The sequence below is a fragment of the Devosia sp. Leaf420 genome (genome assembly GCF_001425445.1).
Lineage (GTDB): Bacteria > Pseudomonadota > Alphaproteobacteria > Rhizobiales > Devosiaceae > Devosia.
Map to the genome: position 1 here is coordinate 336,859 of NZ_LMQU01000009.1, position 19,860 is coordinate 356,718.

Annotated in this window: 19 protein-coding genes; 11 read left to right on the forward strand and 8 right to left on the reverse strand. The window is 60.9% G+C overall.

What is annotated here, in order from left to right; translation table 11 throughout:
• Positions 1 to 11: 11 nt before the first annotated feature.
• A complete protein-coding gene (locus tag ASG47_RS06215) occupies positions 12 to 935 on the forward strand; it encodes a glycine--tRNA ligase subunit alpha (protein ID WP_061907854.1) in 924 nt (307 codons plus the stop codon).
• Complete coding sequence (locus tag ASG47_RS06220) at positions 935 to 1,897, forward strand: phosphotransferase family protein (protein WP_061907855.1); 963 nt, start codon at positions 935 to 937, stop codon at positions 1,895 to 1,897. The genes ASG47_RS06215 and ASG47_RS06220 overlap by 1 nt, the downstream gene beginning before the upstream one ends.
• A 26-nt stretch (positions 1,898 to 1,923) precedes the next feature.
• Here ASG47_RS06220 and rnk read toward each other — a convergent pair whose 3' ends face one another.
• Positions 1,924 to 2,331 carry a nucleoside diphosphate kinase regulator gene (gene rnk / locus ASG47_RS06225; protein WP_061907856.1) on the reverse strand — a complete coding sequence of 136 codons (408 nt, stop codon included), beginning with the start codon at positions 2,329 to 2,331 and terminating at the stop codon, positions 1,924 to 1,926.
• A 293-nt stretch (positions 2,332 to 2,624) separates the two neighbouring features.
• Here rnk and ASG47_RS06230 point away from each other — a divergent pair, with 293 nt between their 5' ends.
• The 5 genes from ASG47_RS06230 to ASG47_RS06250 all read left to right on the forward strand — a co-directional run bounded on the left by ASG47_RS06230 (position 2,625) and on the right by ASG47_RS06250 (position 8,599).
• Entirely contained in the window at positions 2,625 to 3,179 is a 555-nt protein-coding gene (locus tag ASG47_RS06230) for a LemA family protein (protein ID WP_061907857.1), read from the forward strand.
• A 4-nt stretch (positions 3,180 to 3,183) separates the two neighbouring features.
• Positions 3,184 to 5,091, forward strand: a complete 1,908-nt coding sequence (locus ASG47_RS06235) for a DUF2207 domain-containing protein (RefSeq protein WP_061907858.1) — start codon at positions 3,184 to 3,186, stop codon at positions 5,089 to 5,091.
• Entirely contained in the window at positions 5,091 to 5,453 is a 363-nt protein-coding gene (locus ASG47_RS06240; protein WP_061907859.1) for a hypothetical protein, read from the forward strand. The genes ASG47_RS06235 and ASG47_RS06240 overlap by 1 nt, the downstream gene beginning before the upstream one ends.
• Positions 5,454 to 5,517: 64 nt before the next feature.
• Positions 5,518 to 7,542 carry a glycine--tRNA ligase subunit beta gene (gene glyS, locus ASG47_RS06245; protein WP_061907860.1) on the forward strand — a complete coding sequence of 675 codons (2,025 nt, stop codon included), beginning with the start codon at positions 5,518 to 5,520 and terminating at the stop codon, positions 7,540 to 7,542.
• 58 nt (positions 7,543 to 7,600) lie between these two features.
• Positions 7,601 to 8,599 (forward strand): DUF808 domain-containing protein, encoded by a 999-nt coding sequence (locus ASG47_RS06250; RefSeq protein ID WP_061907861.1) that lies wholly within the window; start codon positions 7,601 to 7,603, stop codon positions 8,597 to 8,599.
• Between the two features lie 140 nt (positions 8,600 to 8,739).
• Here ASG47_RS06250 and rnhA read toward each other — a convergent pair whose 3' ends face one another.
• From rnhA to ispH, 3 genes are read right to left on the reverse strand one after another with little or no spacing between them, the layout of a single operon-like run.
• A complete protein-coding gene (gene rnhA / locus ASG47_RS06255) occupies positions 8,740 to 9,213 on the reverse strand; it encodes a ribonuclease HI (protein WP_061907862.1) in 474 nt (157 codons plus the stop codon).
• Positions 9,206 to 9,733 carry a GNAT family N-acetyltransferase gene (locus tag ASG47_RS06260; RefSeq protein ID WP_061907863.1) on the reverse strand — a complete coding sequence of 176 codons (528 nt, stop codon included), beginning with the start codon at positions 9,731 to 9,733 and terminating at the stop codon, positions 9,206 to 9,208. Before ASG47_RS06260 ends, rnhA begins: the two co-directional genes overlap by 8 nt.
• Positions 9,730 to 10,701, reverse strand: coding sequence for a 4-hydroxy-3-methylbut-2-enyl diphosphate reductase (gene ispH / locus ASG47_RS06265; protein ID WP_061907864.1), 972 nt, complete (start codon positions 10,699 to 10,701; stop codon positions 9,730 to 9,732). Before ispH ends, ASG47_RS06260 begins: the two co-directional genes overlap by 4 nt.
• A 104-nt stretch (positions 10,702 to 10,805) precedes the next feature.
• Between ispH and ASG47_RS06270 the strand changes: the two genes are divergently transcribed.
• From ASG47_RS06270 to ASG47_RS21060, 3 genes are all read left to right on the forward strand, one after another.
• Positions 10,806 to 13,094 (forward strand): putative PEP-binding protein, encoded by a 2,289-nt coding sequence (locus ASG47_RS06270; protein WP_156464009.1) that lies wholly within the window; start codon positions 10,806 to 10,808, stop codon positions 13,092 to 13,094.
• A 95-nt stretch (positions 13,095 to 13,189) separates the two neighbouring features.
• Complete coding sequence (locus ASG47_RS06275; protein WP_156464010.1) at positions 13,190 to 13,741, forward strand: hypothetical protein; 552 nt, start codon at positions 13,190 to 13,192, stop codon at positions 13,739 to 13,741.
• A gap of 897 nt (positions 13,742 to 14,638) precedes the next feature.
• Positions 14,639 to 14,959 carry a cell wall hydrolase gene (locus ASG47_RS21060; RefSeq protein ID WP_413813453.1) on the forward strand — a complete coding sequence of 107 codons (321 nt, stop codon included), beginning with the start codon at positions 14,639 to 14,641 and terminating at the stop codon, positions 14,957 to 14,959.
• A gap of 4 nt (positions 14,960 to 14,963) precedes the next feature.
• Here ASG47_RS21060 and ASG47_RS06285 read toward each other — a convergent pair whose 3' ends face one another.
• From ASG47_RS06285 to ASG47_RS06295, 3 genes are all read right to left on the reverse strand, one after another.
• Positions 14,964 to 15,425, reverse strand: coding sequence for a hypothetical protein (locus ASG47_RS06285; RefSeq protein WP_061907868.1), 462 nt, complete (start codon positions 15,423 to 15,425; stop codon positions 14,964 to 14,966).
• A gap of 113 nt (positions 15,426 to 15,538) precedes the next feature.
• Positions 15,539 to 16,156, reverse strand: coding sequence for an HD family hydrolase (locus tag ASG47_RS06290; RefSeq protein WP_061907869.1), 618 nt, complete (start codon positions 16,154 to 16,156; stop codon positions 15,539 to 15,541).
• Between the two features lie 144 nt (positions 16,157 to 16,300).
• Positions 16,301 to 17,125, reverse strand: coding sequence for a YgfZ/GcvT domain-containing protein (locus tag ASG47_RS06295; protein WP_061907870.1), 825 nt, complete (start codon positions 17,123 to 17,125; stop codon positions 16,301 to 16,303).
• 70 nt (positions 17,126 to 17,195) lie between these two features.
• Between ASG47_RS06295 and ASG47_RS06300 the strand changes: the two genes are divergently transcribed.
• Positions 17,196 to 18,524 (forward strand): dihydroorotase, encoded by a 1,329-nt coding sequence (locus tag ASG47_RS06300; RefSeq protein ID WP_061908090.1) that lies wholly within the window; start codon positions 17,196 to 17,198, stop codon positions 18,522 to 18,524.
• A 124-nt stretch (positions 18,525 to 18,648) separates the two neighbouring features.
• Here the strand turns inward: ASG47_RS06300 and ASG47_RS06305 are convergent, their stop codons facing one another.
• Entirely contained in the window at positions 18,649 to 19,674 is a 1,026-nt protein-coding gene (locus ASG47_RS06305) for a hypothetical protein (protein WP_061907871.1), read from the reverse strand.
• Between the last annotated feature and the right edge of the window lie 186 nt (positions 19,675 to 19,860).

Consider the following 19,860-nt stretch of genomic DNA (forward strand, 5'->3'; position numbering starts at 1 on the left):
GGACTTTACCGATGACCAACCGCCCCGCTCACATGGACCCGAAGAATTCCTTCCAGGGTCTGATCCTGACGCTTCAGAATTTCTGGGCCGAGCAGGGCTGCGTCATTCTGCAACCCTATGACATGCCGATGGGTGCGGGGACGTCGCATACGGGCACGGTGTTGCGTGCGCTGGGGCCAAAACCTTGGAACGCAGCCTATGCTCAGCCGTCGCGCCGGCCCAAGGACGGACGCTATGGCGAGAACCCCAACCGGCTCCAGCATTACTACCAGTTCCAGGTGATCCTCAAACCATCGCCGGACAATATCCAGGAGCTCTATCTCCAGTCACTCTATGCCATCGGCATCGACCCGGCAGTGCATGATCTGCGCTTTGTCGAGGACGATTGGGAAAACCCCACGCTCGGCGCCTGGGGGCTGGGCTGGGAAGTCTGGTGCGACGGCATGGAGGTCAGCCAGTTCACCTATTTCCAGCAGGTTGCGGGTTTCGAGTGCAATCCGGTCGCGGGCGAATTGACCTATGGGCTGGAGCGGCTGGCCTGCTATCTCCAGAACGTCGACTCCATCATGGAGCTCAACTTCAACGGCGGCGTGGGCGATGCGAAGGTGACCTATGCCGACGTGTTTCTGCAAAACGAGCAGGAGCAATCGAAGTACAATTTCGAGGCGGCAGACACCGAGATGCTGTTCCGCCACTTTGCCGATGCGGAAAAGGAATGCCGCGCCATTCTCGCCAAGGGCGCTGAAGCAAATCGCCAGACCATGGCAATCCCCGCCTATGAGCAGGTGCTGCGCGCCGCGCACAATTTCAACATGCTCGATGCGCGCGGCGTGATCTCGGTCACCGAGCGCCAGAGCTATATCCTGCGCATCCGCGAATTGGCCAAATCCTGCGGCGAAGCATGGCTGCAGACAGCGGGCGGCGGCGCGGAGTAATGGCGGCGGCGTCGGATGGCCTAGTCACTCCGACGCTCCATCAGCTTGCTCCGATCCTTGATGTTATCGGATTGCCACCAGCGCTGGCCGTGATAAGGATGCCGGGTGGATCGAACGCAGTGTTCCGCGTCGATCTCACAAACGGTAAGCGCGTCAATATCAAGACCTATGACGACTCGCGCGGCAAGGCGCCAGCGCGCGAGGCTCATGCGGCAAAGCTTTTGGCGGACGCGGGCGTGGCTGCAACGCGCTATCTGTTGTCTGACGAAAGCTGCACCCAGCTTCCCTATCGTTTTGCGGTGACAAGCTATCTGCCCGGACAAACTCTTGAGCAACTCAAATTAGCGGGCGGCATCAGGCTCGATAGTGCCTACCGGGAGATGGGCGCGCTACTAAGACAGGTGCACCGTGTGTCGCGTCCTTTATATGGGGCGATTGATGACGGCGAGGACACGCGCCGACATCGGATAAATCCAGCCTTCATCACAGCCTTTGCCACCGCGGCGATTGAGCGTTTCCGCGCGGAAGGTGGGGCGGCCGAATTGGCGGTGCGAATGGAAGTGGCCGTGTCCACGCATCTGGATGCAGCCGATCACAGTCTTGGTCCCGTCTTTGCCCACAATGATTTCCAAATTGGCAATGTCCTCGCTGAAGTCAGGAACGGCGCGGCAGTCGTGACGGGGCTGATCGACTTTGGAAATGCGCTCGCGGCCGATGCTATCTTCGACCTCGCCAAGGCAATTTTCTGTACCGAGCATATGGCGTCGGGCGCAGGCGCTCTATTGCTCGAAGGCTATGGCGTGATCGACCATCCAGAACCGCAGCGCGCGCTCTGGCTCTATACGCTGCTGCATCGGGTTTCGATGTGGGTCTGGCTGCGCCATATCGGCGCGATTGCGCGCGGTCAGCATGATGCGTTGATCGATGATCTCGAAGCAATGCTGTCCGAGCGCGGTCTATAACAGGTGGTTCTCCGAGCAAAAGCCGATTAAGCCTCCACCGGTGCTTTTACTGCTTCCACCGTCAGCTTGTGGCGTTTGTCCGCGCGGTCGCGCCAGGTGATGGATTGGCCGGTTTTGAGGCCGATCAATGCGGTGCCGATTGGTGTCATCACTGAAATGCGGCCCTGGTCGATGTCGGCATCGGCGGGGTAGACGAGAGTGACGGTCTGCTGCTGGCCGGCATTGGTGCTGTAGGTGACGGATGAGCCCATGCGGGCGATGCTTTCGGGCACCTTGTCGTCGGCGACCACTTTGGCGCGTTCGAGTTCAGCAAGTAGCCGATCGGCAAGGTCGGGCCAGCGGTCGAGGCCGGCTTCGGCGAGGGCGGTGAGTTTGGCGTAGTCGCTCTTGCCTAAGACGATAGCAGGGGCGAGGTCTTTTCGGATGTCAGTCATGATAGGTCCCGTCGGCCCGGCGCGCAAAACTGCGGCGGTTGGAGCCGTTGTGAAAAAATAAAAAGATGCCGGTGGGGCGAAGTGCCGAGCCCTAAGCAGGCTCCGGCGGGCGCATGCCTAGGGTCTCTATCCTGCGAGGAGGACGATACGGCGATAGGTGTGGCGCATGGTGTTCATGCCCACAAAGCTATGCATTGATGCCTCGAAGTCAAGCCCGGGGCTGTCGCGCCCCGTTGCATTGGCCAAGCCAAACTGCCAGTGTCCGCTCCGTTGGCTTGAGGGAGTTGAGCGCAATGGAATGGGTCATTCTTGCCCTGGTCGTGGGCGTCGTCGGTTATGCCATCGTCATATACAATGGCCTTGTCCGAAACCGGCAGATGGTGGCCGAAGGCTGGTCCGGCATCGACGTACAATTGAAGCGCCGCACTGATCTCATTCCCAATATGATGGAGACGGTGAAGGGCTATATGGGCCACGAGCGCGAGACGCTGCAGGCCGTGGTCGAAGCGCGCGCCAAGGCAACGAGCGCAAGCGCGGCCGGCCCGGAGGCCCGCGCCAAAGCGGAAGGCGAATTGTCTTCGGCGCTGGGGCGGCTGATCGCGGTGGCCGAGGCCTATCCCGACCTCAAGGCGAACACCACTTTCCTCGAATTCCAGACGGCGCTGCAGACGGTGGAAGACGAAATCCAGATGGCGCGGCGCTATTATAATGGCGCAGTGCGCAACCTGAATATCCAGGTCGAATCCTTCCCCTCCAACCTCGTCGCCAACACTTTCAGATTCGAGAAGGCGCAGTATTTCGAGCTCGACAACGAAGCCGAGCGGCAGGCGCCGGTGGTAAAGTTCTAAAGACATGAAGGCACTTGCCGCCTGGGTCACGGCGCTTCTGGCGCTGGTTGTTCTTGCCGTGCCGGCCTTAGGGCGCGAGGAAATCCGCGCCTTTGCCTCGGACGTGACGCTGCGCACCGATGGATCGGTGCGCGTGATCGAAACCGTTGATGTCAATGCCGAAGGGCTGGACATCCGCCGCGGCATCTATCGCGATATTCCGACCGTGCTGCAGGGGCCATCGGGCAACAAGATCCGTGTCGGGCTTGAGGTCGAATCGGTGACGCGCGACGGTAATGCGGAAATGTTCCGCACCGAGCGCATGGGCAATTTCCAGCGCATCTGGATCGGCGACCCGGACCAGTTCATTGATCGCGGCGTGCATCGCTTCGTCATCACCTACACCATGGACCGGATGGCGCGGCCATTCGAGACCTATGACGAGCTCTATTGGAACGCGACGGGCAATTACTGGAATTTTCCGATCCTGCGCTCGGTCGCGCGGGTGACGCTGCCTGAGGGCGCCGTCATCGAAAACATGTCGGCTTTTACCGGCGATGTCGGCTCGACGGAAACGGCCGTGACCATCACGCCGACATCGGACAATCAGGCGACGTTCCGCACCCAGCGCGAATTGGGGCCGGGGGAGGGGATGAGCTTTGCCGTTTCATTCCAAAAGGGCATCATTGCCTTTCCGACCGGCGTCGATGCCTTGGTGCAGGAAGCGTCCGACCTGCGCGAGGTCTGGCTGCCAGTCGTCGCGGTGCTTCTGCTGCTCCTCTACAATTTTGGCGCCTGGATACGCGTTGGCCGCGATCCGCCCAAGGGCACGATCATTCCGCTCTTTCATCCGCCCAAGAATTTCTCGCCGGCCCTAACGCACTATGTCCACAAATGGGGCTTTGCCAATTCTGGCTGGACGGCGATGACGGCGGCGATCTTTGATCTTGGGGTCAAGGGGCTGGTGACGATCAAGAACACCGACGATGGGCTCACCGTCCAAGCGACCGGCAAGGCGCCCGATGCGCCGCTGCCGGTTGGGGAGGAAGTGCTCAATCGCTATTTTTCGAGCCAGGGCGAGGTGACTGTCGGCAAATCGACGGGCGTCGAACTGGCGCGGCAGCGCAGCGAATTCATGAGCGCCATCCAGCGTGAAAACCAGAAAATCTGGTTCAACCACAATTTCGGTTTTGCAGCGTTGAGCGTAGTCCTGACCATTCTGATGCTGGTCGGCATGGTGGCGCTCGATGTGCTGGAGCCGGTCTGGTTGATCGTCGCCTTTGTCGGCGGCATTTTTGCCGCGGTGGTCGGCTCGATCATTTTCAGTGTGATGAAACAGGGGGGCTGGCAGCGTTATCTGACGCTCGCAATTATCGGCATTTTCGGCTTCAACTTCGTCGCGGGCATGCTCGAGACCTTCTCGGGCGTGACGATCAATTCGGCGGCGCTGGCGGCAGGTTCGATGGTGCTGATCACCGCGATCTTCGCGGTTCTGATGCGCGCACCGACCGTGCAGGGCCGCAAGGTGATGGACGAGATCGAGGGCTTTAAACTCTATCTCGATACGGCTGAAAAAGAGCGGCTCAACATGACGGCGGAGCCGCCGATGACGGTGGAGCGGTTTGAAAAAATCCTGCCCTATGCCATCGCGCTTGGCGTTGAAAAACCGTGGTCGGAGCATTTCGAATCCGAGCTGGCGCGGAATGCCGTCAGCGATGTGTCGAGCACTGGCTACAATCCCTATTGGTATTCGGGCGGCTCGCGCGGTTTTTCGCCGGGCTCGATTTCCAACACCGTCAGCGCCGCAACGACCGGCATGGCCGCAGCGATGATCGCAGCGCAGCCGGTGCAGGCAAGTTCGTCCGGCTCGAGCGGCGGTGGCGGCGGCTTCTCCGGCGGGGGTGGTGGCGGCGGTGGAGGCGGGGGCTGGTAGTGGCGGCCTCACCCTATGAGCAGGACGTCATCGCGCCTGTCGCCATTTATCACCGCGTCGAGTTTGGCGACCCGGACCCCAACCTGCCCGGCCAGTTCGGCTATTTCTACAACTATATCGACTATGACTTTACGCTTGGCGACCGCACCCTTTCGGCGCGGCATTATCTCGATGAGCCGCAGCGCGCGCTTTTGCTGGGGACGCCTGTCGAGGACGAGCTGACGTTTCTGGTCCTGCAGTTTTTGCTGATGCGCTACGACACGCTCGAATGGCTTGGCCGGGATGGCTATGTGAAGGTGCCCAAGCCGGTGATGAACGCGGTGCGGGAGCGGCTCGATCTCCACTTGGCGCGTTCGGGTTAAGCGCTTGGTGGACATTGGCCGATGCACTTGCTAGGCAAACACGCGCTCTTTGACTGGTTAGACCATGCCCGAACTCCTGCTTGAACTCTTCTCCGAGGAAATCCCCGCCCGCTTCCAGCGTCGCGCTGCCGAGGACCTCAAGAAAGCCGTCACCAATGCCTTGGTCGATGCGGGTCTCGTTTATGAGGGCGCCAAAGCCTTTGCGACGCCGCGCCGCCTGGCGCTGACCGTCAATGGCCTGCCGGCGCGCTCGCCGGATACGCGCGAAGAAAAGAAGGGTCCCAAGGTCGGTGCGCCGCAGCCGGCGATCGACGGGTTCCTGCGCTCGGCGGGGCTCACCTCGCTCGATCAGGCCAAGGTCGAAAGCGATCCGAAAAAGGGCGACTTTTACGTTGCCGTCATTGACAAGCCCGGCGCTGACGCCGTGGCGCTGCTCTCCGGTATTTTGCCGAAAATCCTGACCGAATTTCCCTGGGCCAAATCCATGCGCTGGGGCTCGGGCAGCTTTAACTGGGTCCGTCCGCTTCGCGCCATCACCGCGACGTTTGGCACCGAAAATGACGAACCGACCGTCGTGCCTTTTACGGTTGCTGGCACCGCTGCCGCGCAAACGACTTTTGGCCACCGCTTCCTCGCGCCCGACGCGATCCGGGTGCGGCGGTTCGACGACTATGTGACCGCGCTTGAGCGCGCCAAGGTTGTTCTCGATATCGATCGCCGCAAGGACATCATCCGGGGCGAGGCCGATCACCTGGCTTTTGCACAGGGCCTGACCGTCATTCACGACGAGGGTCTTCTCGAAGAAGTCGCGGGTCTCGTCGAGTGGCCCAATGTGATGATGGGGTCGTTCGATCCAGACTTCCTCAAACTGCCCGAGGAAGTGATCATCGCGACGATCCGCGCCAACCAGAAATGCTTCTGCCTGCGCGATGCGACTGGCAAGCTGGCGCCCAATTTCATCATCACGGCAAACACGATCCCGGCGGATGGCGGCGCCGTTGTTATCGCCGGCAATGAGCGCGTCATTCGCGCGCGCCTTTCGGATGCGGCATTCTTCTATCAGGGTGATCTCGCTATTCCGCTCGAGCATGGTCTGCCCAAGCTCGAAGACATGGTGTTCCACGCCAAGCTCGGCACGCAGTTCGCCATGGTCGAGCGGCTGGTAAAGCTGGCGGCCGAAATCGCGCCGCAGGTTGGCGCCGATGTCGAAAAGACCAAGCGTGCGGCGATGCTGGCGAAGGCCGATCTCGTCACCGGCATGGTCGGCGAATTCCCCGAATTGCAGGGCCTGATGGGCCGCTATTATGCGACGGCGCAGGGCGAGCCGGCTGAAATCGCCAATGCGCTCGAAATGCACTACAAGCCCGTCGGGCCTTCGGACCGGGTGCCCACGGAGCCGGTTTCGATTGCCGTGGCACTGGCCGACAAGCTCAATGTGCTCTCGGGCTTCTGGTCGATCGACGAAAAGCCGACCGGCTCGCGAGATCCCTTCGCGCTGCGCCGTGCGGCGCTTGGCGTGATCCGCATCATCACCGAAAATGGTCTGAAATTCCCGCTCAAGGTCGATGCCGATCTCTTGGCGTTCTTCCACGATCGCCTAAAGGTGTCGCTGCGCGATGCTGGGGCGCGGCATGATCTCGTCGATGCCGTCATTTCGGGCGACAGCAACGACATTCTCCAGATCACGCAGCGTGCCGAAGCGCTGTCGACCTTGCTGTCGAGCGACGATGGCAAGAACCTCCTCGCCGGCTATCGCCGCGCCGCCAATATCCTGGCGGCCGAAGAGAAAAAGGACGGCAAGGCCTTCGCTGGTGCAGTCGATCAGGCGGCGTTGAAACTGCCGGAAGAAGAGGCGCTGGCCTTTGCGGTGGATGCGGTCCACGCGGCGGTCACGAACCATGTGGCCAAGGACGACTACAAGGGCGCGATGGCGGAGCTTGCGACGCTCCGAGCGCCTGTCGATGCGTTCTTTACGGCGGTTTTGGTCAACGATGCCGACCAGGCTGTGCGTGCCAATCGCCTCAATCTCCTCGCGCGGCTGCGCGACACTATGCATCTCGTGGCCGATTTCGGCAAAGTCGCCGGCTAAATGCAACCGCGCCCTGGTGGCGCGGTTTTGCTTTCGCATCAACGGATTGAGGACCGCCATGAGTGTTGGCCTGCTTGCTTTGCTCGATGACGTCGCCGGGCTCGTCAAGGTCGCTGCTGCCTCGCTCGACGATGTCGCGGGGCAGGCGGCCAAGGCGGGTGCCAAGGCGGCGGGGGCGGTGATCGACGACGCGGCGGTGACCCCCAACTATGTGCAGGGTTTTACGGCTGACCGCGAATTGCCGATTGTCGGCAAGATCGCCTGGGGCTCGATCAAGAACAAGCTGCTGTTCCTTTTGCCAGCGGCGCTACTGCTGAGCTTTTTCGCGCCATGGCTGATTACGCCGCTGCTGATGATTGGCGGCGCCTACCTTTGCTACGAAGGCGCCGAGAAGGTCTTTCATATGTTCGCGCCGCATCAGGCGGAGCATCATGAAGCAGGCTTGGAGCCCGCAGCGATCGACCCGCAGACGCTCGAGGATCAAAAAGTCGGCGGCGCGATCAAGACCGATTTCATTCTCTCGGCCGAGATCATGACGATCATCCTCGCCGCGATCGAAGTGGGTGATTTCTGGACCCGGGCGGCTGTGCTCGCTGTGGCCGGGATCGGCATCACCGTGGTCGTCTATGGCGCCGTGGCGCTGATCGTGAAGGCCGACGATTTCGGGCTGTTCATGGCCAAGAATGGCAAGACCGGCGCGGGTCGCGGGTTCGGCCGGGGGCTTGTCGTCGGCATGCCCTATTTCATGCAGGCGCTCAGCATCATCGGGACGGCGGCCATGACCTGGGTCGGTGGCTCGATCGTCGCGCATGGGCTTTATGAGTTTGGGCTCGATTGGCCCGAGCATGTGATCGAAGCCGCAGCGCATTGGGCCGAGCACATCTTCCCGTCGATCGCTGCGGTAGCAGGGTGGTTCGCGACGGCGTTTGTGGACTTTTTCTTTGGACTAGCCCTTGGGGCGTTGCTGATCCCAGTCGCAGGCTATGTGATTGCGCCGGCTTGGAAGGCGATTAAGCGGATGCTGCCGAAGCGGGCCTCAACTGGCGCCCAGCTGTAGTAGCCCTCATCCTGAGGTGCTCGCCAAGGGCGAGCCTCGAAGGGCGGGGGCGTGCCAAGATGTGGCATTGCCACGCCCTCGTGGTTCGAGGCTACGCTACGCTTCGCACCTCACCATGAGGACTACTGAGAAAGAACACCTCAAAACGGTGGCGCGAAACCCTCCGGGGCCTTTTTGCCCTTGAAAGGCGCCATGCCTTCGCGGGCGAGTTCGTCGGCGCGTTCGTTGAGTTCGTCGCCGGCGTGGCCTTTGACCCAGTGCCAGGAGATCTGGTGGCGCTTGGTGGCTTCGTCGAGCGCTTGCCAGAGTTCGACGTTTTTCACCGGCTTCTTGTCGGCGGTTTTCCAGCCGTTTTTCTTCCAGCCGTGGATCCAGCCCTGAACGCCGTTTTTGACATATTGGCTATCGGTGTGGAGGTCGATGGCGCAGGGGCGCGTCAAGGCATTCAGTGCTTCGATGGCGGCGGTGAGCTCCATCTTGTTGTTGGTGGTGTGCGCTTCGCCGCCCTTCAGCTCCTTGCGGTGTTGGCCGAATTGCAGGATGGCGCCCCAGCCGCCGGGGCCGGGATTACCCGAGCAGGCGCCGTCGGTATGGATGATGACAGGTTCAGCCAATGCTTGGTCGCCTCAGGATATGGAATTGGCAGGTCAATCCGCCGGGCTCGACCTCAACGTGTGTCGGCTCCATGCCGATCTTGCGGAGGACGGCAAGGGAGGGTTCGTTGCGCGTATCAGCAAAGCCGATGAAATGCGTGCCGGTCGTTTCGCGAAAATACCAATCGCGGAGGCCGGCGGCCGCTTCCTTGGCAAAACCCTGGCCGTGGTGCTCTTCGAAAAGCGCATAGCCGATTTCGGGCTCGCCAGTGGGGCCATAGATGCCGAAGCCGGCGCGGCCGATAAAGGCGCCATCGCTTTTGCGGGTGAGGCGCAGCTTGCCCAATTGGCGGGTTTCAAAGAGATCGATCCAACCGCGCAGCGCAGCCTCGGCCTTTTCGCGTGGCCAGGGCTCGCCGCTTGCCGAGAGATAGCGAGCGACATTGGGCGTGCCATGGAGCGCCACAAGATCATCGAGTTGATCGAGCCGCCAGCCGGACAGCACCAGCCTTTCGGTCTCGAACAGGGCTAGGTCTTTCATCGGCCGACGGCCACTTCCATGGTGCGCAGCACCTTCGGAATATTGAAGGCGATATTTTCTTCGGCCGTGGTCTTGGTCTCGACCGTCACGTCATAGCGCGCGGCAAAGGCATCGATGACTTCCTCGACGAGGCTTTCTGGGGCCGAGGCACCCGCGCTGACGCCGAGCGACTTGATATCACCATAAAGCGACCAGTCGATTTCGCTGGCGCGATCAACGAGGGTCGCGATTTTGCAACCGCTGCGAAGGGCGACTTCGACGAGGCGCTGGGAATTCGAGGAGTGGGGCGAACCAACCACGATCATGGCTTCCACCATCGGCGCCACGGCCTTGATCGATTCCTGGCGATTGGTCGTTGCGTAGCAGATGTCTTCTTTGTGCGGTCCGTTGATCGCGGGGAAGCGCACCTTAAGGGCAGCGACGATCTCGCGCGTATCATCGACGCTGAGGGTCGTCTGGGTCACGAAGGCAAGCGTGTCGGGATTTTTCGGCGTGAAGCTATTCGCGTCGGCAACGGTTTCAATGAGCGTGACGGCGCCCTCAGGCAATTGGCCCATTGTACCGATGACCTCGGGATGTCCGGCATGGCCGATCAGCACGATCTCGTGACCTTCTTCGAAATGCCGCGAGGCTTCGACATGGACTTTGCTCACGAGCGGGCAAGTGGCATCGAGGAAGAACATGTTGCGCGATTTGGCATCGGCCGGCACGCTTTTGGGCACACCATGGGCCGAAAACACCACGGGCGCCTCGGTAGCCGGGATTTCGTCGAGCTCTTCGACGAACACCGCGCCCTTGGCCTTTAAGCCTTCGACCACGTATTTATTATGGACGATTGCATGACGCACATAGACCGGCGCGCCATATTTCTGCAGCGCCAGCTCCACAATCTGGATGGCGCGATCAACGCCCGCGCAAAATCCACGGGGTGCACAGAGCAGGATGTCGAGGTGTGGCCGTTTTTCCATGAGAGATCAGATGCTTTCGGTAACCCCTCAAGTCAAGTGCTGTTGCAGCCGGAGGGGGCGCTGAGGCAATATGAGGCGACAATGAAGTCAGGGACGGTTGGCCGGTGAGTCTTGCCCAGGAAATGTTTGCGATCGTTCCGGCCCAGGGGAAGGCAAACCTCACTGCCGCGCAGCTCAAACTGCTAGCCGGCAAGGCGCGCTGGATTTTTCGCGTCGGCGAGGCGGGTTTTCCGACGGTGCCCACGATCGCGATTACCCGTGCCGCTTGGGAGGCACTGCAGGCCGAACGGGGCCGGCTCGATACGCGCCTCAGAACCCATTGGGTGACTTGCCTTTTCAAGCTCGTCGATAAGGACGGAAAGCCGCCCCTGCTGGCGGTGCGCACCTCGGCGGCAAATCACAATAGTGGCTTGCAGCCGGCCCGTATCGGCATTGCGGCGCCGACAGCGCCAGAAGATTCCGTCGATCCGACCCGGGCTCTGGCGAAGGCGGTCAAGCAAGCCTTCGACAGCTATGGCTTTCCGCAGAAGTCATGGGCGAGTTTCCGTCAGGATGACGACCGGGCAAGGCAGATCGTGCTGGTGCAGGTCGCGGCGGAAGGCGAGATCGAACAGTTTCTGACGCGCAATGCGACGACGGGGGCATTGGGGCCCGCGCCGCTCAATGGGGTGCCACTGTCTAAGCTGCCAGAAGGTGTGGGATCGTTGATCTCGCTGCTCGATGCCAAGGCCGGGCGCCATATGGCCTGCCTCGTGACGATCAATCGCGGCAAGGTGCAGTTTCTCTCGGCCCGTCCCGTGCAGGCTTCGGCAGCAGCCGAACTCGAGGCCGCGGTCGATCGGGTGCAGAACAAGATCTGGTCGCCGCATAATGCGGTGAGCCGCGTCGATCCAAACCGTTTGCCGCAATTGCTGCATCCGCGCATCAAATCAACTGATGATGTGGTGCCGATCGCGACGGGGCTGGGCGTGTCGCCGGGGGCCGCGAGCGGCATCATCACCTTTTCCGCCGACGATGCGGCGCGACTACGGGCGAGGGGCAAGCATTGCATTCTTGTCGTCAACGAAACCGGGCCGGCCGATATCGAAGGCATGAAGGCCGCAACGGGCATCCTGACGGCGCGTGGCGGCATGACGAGCCATGCCGGGGTTATCGCGCGTATCACCGGTAAGCCCTGCGTGGCGGGGGTTCGCACACTGTCGGTCGATACGGTGGAAATGGTCTGCCGCATCGGATCGCGGGAATTCCGGCCCGGTGATCGGCTGACGATCGATGGTAGCGACGGCTCGGTCTATACCGGCACACTGCCCCTTTCGCAGCCGCATATCGGCGGGGCGATCGGCACTTTGCTCGGCTGGTCCGATGCGAGCCGCGCCGTTTCCGTCCGCACCAATGTCGAGACGGTTGAATCCGCGGCAACGGCACTGAGTTTTGGGGCCGAGGGCATTGGTCTGGCGCGGTCCGAGCACATGTTCTTCTCGCCCGAGCGCATGGTGGCGCTGCGGCGCATGATCCTGTCCGAGGACGAGGAGGCGCGCAGTCTTGCCGTCAACGGGCTCGTCGATTTCCAGACGGGCGACTATTCGGCGCTGTTCTCGGTGATGGGTGGACTGCCCGTGACCGTCCGTCTCTTCGATCCGCCGCTGCATGAATTCTTGCCGCGAAGCGAAGAGGAAATCGAGGACACGGCAGCCTCGCTGGGCGTTGCCGTGCGTGCCTTGCGCATGCGGCTCGAACGGATCGCCGAGGTCAATCCAATGCTAGGCCACCGCGGTGTGCGGCTTGCCATCACCTATCCCGAAATTCTGCAGATGCAGATGCAGGCTGTGATTGCCGGCGCCCGGGAGGCGAGCGAGCGTCTCAACAAAACCATTCCCGTCGAGGTCATGGTCCCCTTCGTCTCGACCGCGTCAGAAGTCGCCTGGGTGCGCGAACGCATGATGGCGATCATCGCCAATTCGGGTCTCCTTAAATCGGATAAGGTGACTTTCTCCTTTGGCACGATGATCGAATTGCCGCGCGCCTGCCTTCGCACGGGCGACATCGCCAACATGGTCGATTTCATCTCCTTCGGCACCAATGACCTGACGCAGACGACGTTCGGGATTTCGCGCGACGATGCGCCGACATTCCTTGCCGTCTATCAGCGCAAGGGCATTTATGAGCGCGATCCCTTTGTGACCATTGACGAAAAGGGTGTCGGCGAAATGATCTCCATCGCCATCGAGCGGGGGAGGGCGGCCAATCCCAAGCTTAAGATCGGCATTTGCGGCGAGCATGCCGGCGATCCCGTCTCGCTCAAATATTTTGCCGGCCTTGGCGTCGACTATGTGAGTTGCGCGCCATACCGCGTACCGGTCGCGCGGCTGACACTGGCGCAGGCGGCGACGTGACGCGCCACACTTTTGGCTGACCCCATTCACATTCGACGCTTTTGCCCCAATATGTTGGCAGAGAAGAACGAAAAGAAGAATGGGGAGGACTGCCGGTGAATAGTGTGCAGTGGTCGACACTTGCGGTTTTGGGTTCACTGGCTTTTACGGGGACGGCTTCCGCCCAATCGGGAAATCAATGCTCGTCCATCGTGGCCGATGGCGAACGCCTCGCCTGTTATGACAGTGTGTTTCGAAACGGTCCGAGTGAGGCCGCGCTGAGCGTCACCTTTAACTCCGAACAGCTTATTCCAGCGCGCCCAAGCGGTCGCATGCCCGCGACGATGACGATATCGTGTGAGGCCGGAAACCTGACGATCGCCTTTGCTTACGCAGGCAATACTATGTCGGCATTAGGTCGCGATGCGGGGCTGACGACGCAGGTGGATCTGCAGGCGGCGCGTAGCCGCACGCTCAATGTCAATCGGACCAACACTGCGGTCGTGATCGATAACACCTCGGATTCATTGGCTTTTCTGGATTCACTGCAAGGTTCGAACAACCTGACGACACGCGTGACGCCGGCGAATTCGCGCTCGCTTTCTGTGCGCTTCAGCCTTGCCGGCGTGCTCGAACAGGTCGAGCCGGTGCGGGCCGCCTGTAGCTAAAAACTCAGACAAAAGCGGCGATCATATTCCTGCCGCGCTTTGACCCTTTGCACGCCCTCTTGGGAATTTACTCCGCGCTAACCTTAATAAGAGATCATCACAACTATCGGCATTTTAGCGTCACCTTTGCCGAGCTTAGTTCGTGTTGCGTAGCGTTGAGTAGAGTTTATGGCCCATCCACACCGGCCGGTCGTGCGTTCGCACGCGGCTAGAGCGGTTCGCCGGAGTTTTCCAGTCGCCAAGACCTTGGCGCTGGGACTGTTTGCCTCCGTCGCCTATATGGGCTTTGCGGGAGGCGCCTTCGGTCCGTCTTCCGATCTGCCTGACCAGACCAAACCCGAGCTGGCTCTGGCGAGCCTGAGCTATACTGGCGCCGAGCCTGTCATCACTGGCTCCGTCGACAACCTCTTCAAATCCATCAGCTTTACCGGGCCAAACCGGTCGGAAAAGACCGATCGCTATCGTCCGCCGGTCGATGTTGCGGCCTTTTCCAAGAATTTTGAGCAGGCGCGCATGCAGATTGCAGCGCTGCGCGACGAGAATGTCGATCCCAATGCGCTCGGCCAATCGCGCGTCGCTGCGCTCGAAAACCAGCCAGAAGAAACTGGGCCGCGCATGTCGGTGGCTTCGATCGATCCGGCAACGGCAGCGGCACTCGATGCCATCGCCGGTATCGCGCCGCAGACGGCATCGCTTGGTCCCGTGGGTCCAATGATGCCTGCCGTCGCTTCCGAACAACTGGCCTATGCCCGCGCCAATGCCCCGGTGACCGGGGCTTTTTCGACCATGGCCCCTGTTGAAGTATCAGACCGCGAGAAGTGGTGCCTTGCAACCGCGATCTACTTCGAAGCGCGTGGCGAAAGCTATCGCGGTCAGGTGGCCGTGGCCCAGGTGGTCATGAACCGCGTCAAAGATCATCGCTATCCGAGCACGATTTGTGGTGTGGTGTTCCAGAACCAGGACAAGCGCAATGCCTGCCAGTTCTCGTTTGCCTGCGACGGCATTCCAGAGGTCATCAGCGAGCGCGAGCCCTGGGTTCAGGCCGAAGATATCGCCAACCGTTTCCTCGCCGGTGAGCTTTACCTGACCGAAGTCGGCACCGCGACGCATTACCATGCGACCTATGTCAGCCCCAAATGGGCACCGCGCATGGAGAAGGTCACCCAGATCGGGTTGCACGTTTTCTACAAGTTCAAGCGCGGTTGGTTATTCGGCTAAAAGCCTAGCAATAATAAAAGCTTGCCGTGGAAATGCAGGTCGAGGTGCGGGTTTGGCCGCGATGGGTCTTATAGGTCGTCACCGACACGTAGGAATTGCCATTATAGGTCCGCATCCGGTTCCAATGGCCATTGTTCCAGCTTGAAAAGCTGAATTGATTCAATGCGTTATCGCGTTCGTTGACGCCTGGATACTGCACATGTGGCGAAGCGATGCCATCATCCGAATAGGTGCCGGTCGCTGTCTTGGTGATGGTGACGTAGCTCACGCGCCCGCCTTCGATCTTCTTGACCGTGACGGTGCTGACCGGATCAGTCGAGACCCAATCGTCATAGGTTACGCCTTGGTCGTCGCCAAAACGGACGAGATTGTCGCCGTCAAAACCGTCTGCGAAAGCGGGGATAGAAACGGCAAAAAGACTGCTGGCGAGTAGGCCGAAGATGGCGCGACGGGTCGGCAGATGCATTTGATGCGTCCCATTCTGATCCAGTGCTGGTGCACGTGCTTAACGGATCAGTAACCATCGCGATGCGGGCGTGCCAAACCTTTCCTCAGCCCTTGGTTAATTCTGCCACGGTTTCAGGCGGCGGGAATAAGTGTGGCTATGGTCTCGAAACTTGCGATGAAACGATCATGCGCCTGGCGGGTCGGCCAGGGCTGGATCAGGCGATCGAACTGCTCGATCTCGAAGGCGGCAACGCCCGGCTCACCGAAAAATTTCGTGGCCTCGCCGGGTTCGAAACCGGCAAGGGTGGTAGCCTCGAAATAGGCGGCTTCCTGGTCGGCCTTTTTCATCTGTTTCTTGAGCGCCGCAGGGACCGTGGCGGGAAGGGAGAAGCGGAGGTAAATTGCGGACATCAAACGGTTTTCGACGTCTTTGTAATTGCCGCCCATGGCCGTCTTGAAGGGCGAGATGATGTCGCCCATGACATATTCGGGCGCGTCGTGAAGGAGCGTTTGGAGGAGGGCCGCGGATGAGGCGTCCGGATTGGCGGCGCGGAAAAGCTCGAGGACGAGAACCGAGTGCTGCGCGACGGAAAAGGGATAGTCACCAATGGTTTGGCCATTCCAGCGCGCGACGCGGGCAAGGCCATGGGCGATGTCGGAAAGCTCCACATCCATGGGCGAGGGATCGAGAATATCGAGGCGGCGACCGGACAGCATGCGCTGCCAGGCTCGGGTGCTTGTACGGGCCATCTAGGTCTAATTCGTTAGCATCACGGTATCGTCGAGACTAACAGATGGCGTCGATTCGATAAGGTTTGGTTAGTCGGGGATTGGCGACCGGCGATACCCCCACCTAGCCTCCCCCTGGTAGGGGGGGACGCATCGGGGATGCCGTTAGTCTTCGGACGGGACCGAATCGCCGAATTGGTAGGTGGCCCAGGCGGGGAGAGATAGTTCGACGGTTTTTCCTTCGACGGTCGCGGCGGAGGGGTCGGTGATGCGATCGAGGCGCAGGATGGCGACGGCTTTGCCGTCGACGACCTGGCCGATGGTGCCGGCGTCGCGGCCACCAGCGATCACGGGAGTGTCGGGGGGCGCATCGACGCCTGAGACGATGACGGGGCGGCGGCGGGCGGTGCCGCGGTGTTTCATGCGGCTGACAACTTCCTGGCCGACATAGCAGCCCTTGGCGAAGTCGATGCCGTCGAGAATGTCGAGGCCGATATCGTGCGCGAAGGCCTCATTGGCCGGGAAGTCATTACCCTGGTGCAGGATACCGTTGGCGATGCGGGCGGTGTGGTAGGCGGTGTCGTCGGTTGACCAGTCAATTGTGGCTTCGACTGGCGCTATGATGCGATAGCCGAGCGAAACGGGGCCGCGCCGATCCTGATGTGCAAGGTGCGCGGGTTCGGCGGCAAAGCCGACGCGGTGGGTCTCGCGCAGATCGTCGATATCGACCTTGGCGCGGAGGCGGTACATTTTCATGCGTTTTAAGAAGTCGTCAGCGACGGACGTGTGAACGTCGAGCCAAAGCGCGTCTTCGGCAAAGCCGGCGAGACCTTCGGCGAGGATCTTGCCTTGGGGGGAGAGCAGGGCCCAGGCGGCGGCCTTATCGCCTTCGGTCGGGATTTCGCCAGTGACCACATCGTTGATCAGCCGATGCGCGTCAGGGCCCGAAAAACGGAAGACGGCACGGTCGCTGCGCAGATGAATGGTCATGGAATGCCTTGCCTCGCGGAGTTTTCCTCCGCTAAACCAGCCCGGAACCGAACCCGCGGAGGCCTCAGACATGGCGCAGTACGACACGATTTTCAAGAACGCGACTGTGGTCAACCATGACGGCGAGGGGCAGGCCGATATCGCGGTCAAGGGCGGGAAGATCGTTGCGCTCGGGACCGTGACGGGCGATGCGGCCGAAGTGGTCGATTGCAAAGGACTGCATATCCTGCCGGGCGTTATCGACACGCAAGTGCATTTTCGCGAGCCGGGGCTGACGCATAAGGAAGACCTGGAGACCGGGTCGCTCGGCGCGGTGATGGGCGGGGTGACCGGCGTCTTTGAGATGCCGAACACCAATCCGCTGACGACGACGCGCGAGACCTTTGAGGCCAAGATCGCGGCGGGTACAAATCGCATGCATTGCGATTTCGCCTTCTATATCGGCGGGACGCACGAAAATGTCGGCGAACTGGCCACGCTCGAAAAACTGCCGGGGTGTGCGGGCGTAAAAGTGTTCATGGGATCGTCGACCGGCTCGCTGCTGGTGCAGGACGATGCCGGGGTCGAGGCGATTTTGCGGACGATTTCGCGCCGGGCGGCTTTCCACTCTGAAGACGAATATATGCTCGAAGAGCGCAAGCATCTGCGCGTGGCGGGCGATCCGTCGAGCCATCCAGTCTGGCGCTCGCCGGAAGTCGCAATGAGCTGCACGACGCGGCTCGTGAACCTGGCGCGCAAAACCGGCAAGCGCATCCATGTGCTGCATATCTCGACCAAGGAAGAGATGGTGTATCTTGCCGAGCACAAGGATGTGGCCTCGGTCGAGGTGACGCCGCACCATCTGACGCTGGATGAGACCGCCTACACGCGGCTCGGGACTTATGCGCAGATGAACCCGCCGGTGCGGGATAAGGATCATCGCGAAGGCATCTGGAAGGGCGTTGCCAATGGGGTAGCGGATATCCTAGGCTCAGACCATGCGCCGCATACGCGCGAGGAAAAGGACCATCCCTATCCGGACAGCCATTCGGGCATGACCGGCGTGCAGACGCTGGTGCCGACCATGCTCGACCATGTGAATGCTGGAAAGCTGAGCCTGCAGCGGTTTGTCGACATGACGAGCCATGGGCCGAACCGGCTGTTCGGGATTGCCGGCAAGGGGCGGATCGCGGTGGGCTATGATGCGGATTTGACGGTGGTCGATCTGAAGCGGCGCGAGACGATCACCAATGCGTGGATCAAGAGCCGCGCGGGCTGGACGCCTTATGATGGGGTGACGGTGACGGGTTGGCCGGTGGGCACGGTGGTGCGCGGGCACAAGGTGATGTGGCAGGGGGAGCTGGTGACGCCGAGCCAGGGGCAGCCGATGCGGTTTTTGGAATCGCTGCCGCAGGGGTAAGGCAAAAAAGAAAGGCCCCCTCACCCGAATTGCTTTGCAGTTCGACCTTTCCCCCGGAGGGAGAGGTGTCGCTCCGCGACTTTGGTGGAGCCGCAGAGCGGTGAGTGAGGGGGCCTTTTTCGCGTTACTCCGCCGCCGGCACCTTGATCCGAAGGATGTCGTTGGTTTCCGGGCCGAAATTATAGCGGTCGGTCAGGATGGTGTCGGCGCTCTCCCAAACTATGGAGCTGAAATAATCGATTGTGGGCAGGATGAGGAGCGTCTTGCCAGTTTCGTAGTCCCAGACGGCGAGGGCGCTGGCGGTTTTGCCCCAGCGTTCGGGGCAGGAGAATTCGGCGGCGACTTGCTTGCCGAATGGGCTGAAGGAAATTTGGCTGCTGGCATAGGTGCAGCCATCGCGCAGGGTCAGGCCATAGAGGGTGCCCGCGTAGGCGGGATCATCGACGGAGCCGATGCGGATGCCTGTGACGGCGCTATCGCGAAGCTGATCGATCTTTTGCGCATAGGTTCGGCCATCCGGGCTGAGGGCGGTCTCGATACCATGGCTATAAAGGCCTGCCGTATCGGCGACGTTGGCCGGGACCGGATCTTCATTATTTGACGCGATCGGCCAGCCTTCGGCGTGGTTGGGGTCGGGCAGGCCGGTCGGGTCTGTCCCCATATCCGTCAGAAGCCAGCCGCTTTTGTCAAAGCTCAGATAGCGTGGAAACCAGCGATCTACTGTGCGCAGGATTGTGCCGCCATCGCGGCTGATGACATGGGTCTTGTTGTGAATGAAGGAGAGCGCGACCGTCTGGCCATCGGGGCTGACGGCCATGTTGGTGACGCTGGCTTCGGGTTGTAGGTCGTTGACAAGGGTCGAGTGAATGGCCTCGCCGGATTTTGCGTCGATTTCGACGAGGGCAAGTGGGTCGGAGCTGTTGTCTTCACCGGGGAGACTGGCAACCAGAATATTGCCGTTCGGCAACAGCCCGAAGGGACCGATATTGCGCGCGTCGAAATGCGCGACTTTCTGGCAGGCGCCATTATTGAACATCAGTCCAAGAGTTTCGCAGGGCCAGAACCAGCCTGCACCCCACGCATAGATGCCGCCGCCGACGGCCGCGATTGCGGCGATGCTGACCAGGCTTTCGAGGAATCCCCACCGCATGCATGTCTCCTTGCGCCTCAACGCTTTGGATTGCGGCAAAGGCGGATTTTTTTATGGCGGGACAATAGCGGACTTTCTTAACCCTCACGCAGGATTGCACGGCGCGCATTGCTCCATGACAAAGAACGCCGCTTTCATTTAGTAAGAAGGCATATTATATGCACGCTTACTAAAGCGGGTATGCCT

What these genes read in the sequence shown, in the direction of transcription:
- ASG47_RS06215 (WP_061907854.1), top strand. Translation starts at nt 12, where the DNA reads ATGACCAACCGCCCCGCTCACATGGACCCGAAGAATTCCTTCCAGGGT.
- ASG47_RS06220 (WP_061907855.1), top strand. Translation starts at nt 935, where the DNA reads ATGGCGGCGGCGTCGGATGGCCTAGTCACTCCGACGCTCCATCAGCTT.
- rnk (WP_061907856.1), bottom strand. Translation starts at nt 2,331, where the DNA reads ATGACTGACATCCGAAAAGACCTCGCCCCTGCTATCGTCTTAGGCAAG.
- ASG47_RS06230 (WP_061907857.1), top strand. Translation starts at nt 2,625, where the DNA reads ATGGAATGGGTCATTCTTGCCCTGGTCGTGGGCGTCGTCGGTTATGCC.
- ASG47_RS06235 (WP_061907858.1), top strand. Translation starts at nt 3,184, where the DNA reads ATGAAGGCACTTGCCGCCTGGGTCACGGCGCTTCTGGCGCTGGTTGTT.
- glyS (WP_061907860.1), top strand. Translation starts at nt 5,518, where the DNA reads ATGCCCGAACTCCTGCTTGAACTCTTCTCCGAGGAAATCCCCGCCCGC.
- ASG47_RS06250 (WP_061907861.1), top strand. Translation starts at nt 7,601, where the DNA reads ATGAGTGTTGGCCTGCTTGCTTTGCTCGATGACGTCGCCGGGCTCGTC.
- ASG47_RS06260 (WP_061907863.1), bottom strand. Translation starts at nt 9,733, where the DNA reads ATGAAAGACCTAGCCCTGTTCGAGACCGAAAGGCTGGTGCTGTCCGGC.
- ispH (WP_061907864.1), bottom strand. Translation starts at nt 10,701, where the DNA reads ATGGAAAAACGGCCACACCTCGACATCCTGCTCTGTGCACCCCGTGGA.
- ASG47_RS21060 (WP_413813453.1), top strand. Translation starts at nt 14,639, where the DNA reads ATGAACCGCGTCAAAGATCATCGCTATCCGAGCACGATTTGTGGTGTG.
- ASG47_RS06285 (WP_061907868.1), bottom strand. Translation starts at nt 15,425, where the DNA reads ATGCATCTGCCGACCCGTCGCGCCATCTTCGGCCTACTCGCCAGCAGT.
- ASG47_RS06290 (WP_061907869.1), bottom strand. Translation starts at nt 16,156, where the DNA reads ATGGCCCGTACAAGCACCCGAGCCTGGCAGCGCATGCTGTCCGGTCGC.
- ASG47_RS06295 (WP_061907870.1), bottom strand. Translation starts at nt 17,125, where the DNA reads ATGACCATTCATCTGCGCAGCGACCGTGCCGTCTTCCGTTTTTCGGGC.
- ASG47_RS06300 (WP_061908090.1), top strand. Translation starts at nt 17,196, where the DNA reads ATGGCGCAGTACGACACGATTTTCAAGAACGCGACTGTGGTCAACCAT.
- ASG47_RS06305 (WP_061907871.1), bottom strand. Translation starts at nt 19,674, where the DNA reads ATGCGGTGGGGATTCCTCGAAAGCCTGGTCAGCATCGCCGCAATCGCG.